The sequence below is a fragment of the Candidatus Thermoplasmatota archaeon genome, assembly GCA_018814355.1.
Taxonomy (GTDB): domain Archaea; phylum Thermoplasmatota; class Thermoplasmata; order UBA10834; family UBA10834; genus COMBO-56-21.
In genome coordinates, this window is sequence record JAHIZT010000114.1 from 1 (window position 1) to 3,954 (window position 3,954).

Annotated in this window: 4 protein-coding genes; all 4 read left to right on the forward strand. The window is 55.1% G+C overall.

Features of this window, described 5'->3' with window-relative positions; all coding sequences use genetic code 11:
* On the forward strand, nucleotides 1-887 hold an 887-nt coding region (locus KJ653_08310; GenBank protein MBU0685831.1), incomplete at its 5' end, for a cysteine synthase family protein.
* A 28-nt stretch (nucleotides 888-915) separates the two neighbouring features.
* Nucleotides 916-2,058 carry a cystathionine gamma-synthase gene (locus KJ653_08315; GenBank protein ID MBU0685832.1) on the forward strand — a complete coding sequence of 381 codons (1,143 nt, stop codon included), beginning with the start codon at nucleotides 916-918 and terminating at the stop codon, nucleotides 2,056-2,058.
* 218 nt (nucleotides 2,059-2,276) lie between these two features.
* Nucleotides 2,277-3,515 carry an FtsX-like permease family protein gene (locus tag KJ653_08320; protein MBU0685833.1) on the forward strand — a complete coding sequence of 413 codons (1,239 nt, stop codon included), beginning with the start codon at nucleotides 2,277-2,279 and terminating at the stop codon, nucleotides 3,513-3,515.
* Nucleotide 3,516: 1 nt separating this feature from the next.
* Nucleotides 3,517-3,954: ATP-binding cassette domain-containing protein (locus tag KJ653_08325; GenBank protein ID MBU0685834.1), on the forward strand; the 438-nt coding region annotated here is incomplete at its 3' end.

Here is a 3,954-nt window from a genome sequence, read left to right on the forward strand (position 1 = left end):
CCAAATTGGAGTGCATGAATCCCGGAGGGAGTGTGAAGGACCGAATTGGAATCGCAATGATCGAAGCGGCCGAATCGGAAGGGCTTCTTCGTCCGGGCGGAACGATCGTGGAGGCTACCGCAGGGAATACGGGCGTAGGTCTGGCAATTGCCGCCGCCGTCAAGAGCTACAAGATGATATTCGTCTTGCCAGACAAGATGAGCGCAGAGAAGATTGATCTGCTGAGGGCTTACGGGGCTCAGATTGTGGTGACTCGGACGAATGTCCCTCCGACGCATCCGGATTACTATGTGAACAAGGCCGAAGCAATCGCAAGATCGATCCAGAATTCATTTGTCCCCAACCAGTTTTCAAATCCGGCGAACCCGGAGGCACATTACCGGACCACAGGGCCGGAGATTTGGAAGCAGACGGGAGGGCGGCTGGATTACTTCGTTGCGGGCATCGGGACGGGGGGAACTATCTCGGGAGTCGCGAGGTTTCTGAAGGAGAAGGACCAGCACATCCAGATCATTGGCGCAGACCCCCAGGGATCAGTTTATGAGCATTATAAGAGGACCGGAGTCCTCAGCAGAGCAGAACCTTACATGGTAGAAGGGATAGGGGAGGAATTCATCCCTAAGACGGTGAATCTTGACCTTGTCGACAGGGTCATTACGGTCTCCGACAAGGACGCTTTCCTCACAGCAAGAGCTCTGGCGAAGGAGGAAGGGATCATGACGGGCGGATCGGGCGGAGCTGCGATCTTTGTCGCAATCCAGATTGCGCGAGAGATCGAGAGTGCAGGACTTGCCAAGAGGATTGTGACGCTATTGCCCGACACCGGCAGGAATTATCTTTCGAAGATCTATTCCGACGAATGGATGAAGAAAAATAGTTTCATCTGATGGCAGCTGCGATTGGGAGAGGAGATAATTGAAGTTCGCTACAAAGGCAATACACATCGGGCAGGAGCCTGAGAAATCAACCGGTTCTGTCGTGGTGCCGATCTATCAGACATCAACCTATGCCCAGGACGGGGTCGACAAATCAAGGGGGTACGAATACTCCCGGACCGCCAATCCAACAAGGACCGCGCTTGAGACAAGCATGGCGGCACTGGAAGGCGGGAAGCACGGTTTGGCATTCGCCTCTGGCATGAGCGCGATCGACACCGCGGTTAGATTGCTGAGCAATGGCGACCATGTCGTGGTTTCGGACGACGTTTATGGCGGCACGCGGAGATTGTTCACAAACGTCATGGAGCGATTCGGGCTGGAGTTCACCTTCGTCGACACGAGCAACCTAAAGAAACTGGACAATGCGATGGCAAAGAACACAAAGATGCTCTGGATAGAAACTCCGACCAACCCTCTGCTCAAGATAACTGATCTTGCGGCTGCGACGAAGATCGCAAGACGCAGTGGCGTCCTGACCGTCGTCGACAACACCTTTATGAGCCCGTACTTCCAACAGCCGCTGCAGTTGGGAGCGAACATCGTCGTCCATAGCACGACGAAGTACCTGGGTGGACATAGCGATGTCGTTGGCGGTGCTGTCGTTGTCAACAATGAATCCATCTACCAAAAGCTCAAGTTCCTTCAGAACGCGGCTGGCGCAGTGCCCGGTCCGTTTGATTGCTGGCTGGTGCTGAGAGGCATACGGACGCTTGCAGCCAGAATGGAAAGGCATGAGCAGAATGCACACAAGATCGCAGAGTTTCTAGAGACCCACTCCCGGGTGGGGCGCGTGATCTATCCAGGCTTGGCATCCCATCCTCAGCACGCCTTGGCAAGGCGGCAGATGAGCGGCTTCGGAGGCATAATCTCTTTCGAGCCGATTGGAGGTATCAAGAGCGCAAGAAAGATTCTCAAGTCGACCAAGCTCTTCACTCTCGCAGAGAGCCTAGGAGGCGTGGAGTCGTTGATCTCTCTCCCATCAGCAATGACACATGCATCAGTTCCGCCCGAGGCTAGGAAGAAGATAGGAATCAAGGATGAATTGATCAGACTCTCTGTCGGCATCGAAGACGCGGATGACCTCATAGAGGACCTGGGCAAGTCGCTAGTTGGTGCTTGAGCTCCCTTGTGGCATCAACGGAAATCCAGGTGGAATCCGATGGAACGACACCATATTCAGCGCAGGACATGGCAGTCGAAACCCCTGAAGGGTATTCCTTATGCACATTGTCTTTGACATTTGGCAACAACGGGCCATCTATATATATAACGCTGTGATATTCACCGGCAGCACGGATACAGCGACAACTTGAGGTTGATGCCAGGGGGGAAGCTGAGGTGTTTCTGAGGATACTCACAAAATCCATCTCGAAGCGTAAAGGCAAGATAGCGATTGCCGTGATCGCGGTCATGATGGGGGCGTCGGTGACAACGGCGCTTCTGACAGTGTCACTCGACGTCAACGAGAAGATGAACTACGAGTTCCGGAAGTTCGGTGCGAACCTGCTCCTCCTTCCTCAGTCGGATACGATCAGTGTTGGGATTGGTCAGTTCGGGTTCGGAGCCGTGACCGAACAGAAATACATCAACCAGAGCGACCTGTACAAGATCAAAACCATCTATTGGGCGAAGAATGTCCTTGGGTACGCGCCCTTCCTATATCAGGCGGTGACGCTCGAAAATGGGAATGAAACCAGCGTCGCCATACTCACTGGAACCTGGTTCGAGAAGGACACGATCCTTGAGGACGGCACGGTCTTCAAGACCGGTGCTAAGAAGATCAATACCTGGTGGGAAGTGCAAGGCGACTGGGTGGCTGATGGCAACAATTCCCATGACGCCATGATCGGCGTCTCTGTAGCGGAGAGACTGGGACTCGGGCTGGGAGACGTTGTCAAGGCAGGATACAGCGAGAGACCGGAAGACATCGGGAACGCAACCTCCATCGATTTGAATGTGGTGGGAATCGTCAGCACGGGAGGTTCGGAGGACGACCAGGTGTTTGTGGGATTGGACGTCGCCCAGAACTTAACCGGCAAGACCGGCAAGGTCCACACCGTTCAGGTGAGCGCGCTGTGCACGAAGTGCCCCGTGGAAGAGTTCGCTGCGGAGATCGAGGAGAAGATACCGTACGTAGATGCGAAGACCGTCAAGCAGCTGGCAAACGCGGAAATGAGTCTCCTCTCGAAGATCGAGAACATGATGCTGCTCGTGTCTTCCGTGGCGCTGTCGGCATCTGCTCTAGGCGTGGCGACCACGATGACCGCATCCGTTGTTGAGAGGCGGAAGGAGATAGGATTGATGAAGGCAATGGGCGCCGAAAACGGCCGAATCGCATCCCTCTTCCTGGCAGAGGCTGGAATCATGGGAATAGTCGGGGGAATCCTGGGCTACACAGTCGGGCTCGTCCTTGCGTACTTCATTGGACTCAGCGTATTCGACTCCCAGGTCATGCCAAGTCTCTTGGTGTTCCCGGTCGCCCTGGGCACAGGAGTGGGCGTCGCACTTCTGGCTTCCCTTCTACCTGTGAGGAGGGCGACGAAGGTGGAGCCCGCGGTTGTTCTGAGAGGCGACTGATATGGGCGACACGATCGTCCGTGCGCGCGGATTGTCCAAGCTCTACAAACCAGACACATGGGCATTGAGGGACATGACTCTGGACGTGGAGAAGGGCAGCTGGGTGACCATAATGGGTCCTTCGGGCTCGGGGAAGACCACGCTGCTCAACATGATCAGCTGTCTTGATTCCCCCTCGGGAGGATCCTTGCTGATAAATGGGACGGATGTGACGAAGCTTGACCAGAAGGCCCTTGCTTGTTTCAGAAGGGAGAATCTCGGTTTGGTGTTTCAGCAGTACCATATGGTTCCCTACCTAACTGCGCTGGAGAACGTCATGCTTGCTCAGTACTTCCACAGCGTCGTCGATGAGCGGGAAGCCGCCGAAGCTCTTGAGCGCGTTGGGCTGGGGCATCGCTTGACACATACCCCATCACAACTCTCGGGGGGAGAACAGCAG